This is a genomic window from Mesorhizobium sp. M4B.F.Ca.ET.203.01.1.1, from assembly GCF_004791025.1.
GTDB lineage: Bacteria > Pseudomonadota > Alphaproteobacteria > Rhizobiales > Rhizobiaceae > Mesorhizobium > Mesorhizobium abyssinicae.
Window position 1 is genome coordinate 1 of sequence record NZ_SRUO01000064.1, and the last position, 455, is coordinate 455.

The 455-nt window shown below is 67.9% G+C and carries 1 protein-coding gene; it reads right to left on the reverse strand.

Features of this window, described 5'->3' with window-relative positions; translation table 11 throughout:
• Positions 1 to 455, reverse strand: a 455-nt coding sequence (locus tag EN846_RS33620) for an autotransporter-associated beta strand repeat-containing protein (protein ID WP_135928103.1), incomplete at both ends; no start/stop codon positions are given.

Here is a 455-nt window from a genome sequence, read left to right on the forward strand (position 1 = left end):
CCATCGTGATCGCCTGCGAACCCGGCAGCGACAACGCGGCGCCTGCACCCAGTGCCACGTTGTTGCCCAGGTTCAGCCGCGCACTCCCGTCGAGCGAGACGTGGCCACCGATGCCCAGCGTCCCGCTGCCGAGTGCGCCGCTGTTGCCCAGCAGCAGGGCGCCAGCGTTCGCGCTCAGTCCACCACTGAAGGTGTTGGTACCGTTCAAGGTCAGCGTCGCCGCGCCGTTCTTGACCAGGCTGCCGGTCCCACCGATGGCGCCGCCCAGCGTCAATGCATTGCTGCCCAGTACATTCAGCAGGCCACTTGCGCCGAGGTTGATGCCATTGCCCACGCTCAGCGCCGCGCTGGCATCGAGCGTTGTCGCACCGCCGACATTCAGCGCGCCGGTTCCGAGCGCGCCGGCATTACCCAGGACCAAGCCACCGGCATTGAGCGCCAGCCCACCACCAAAG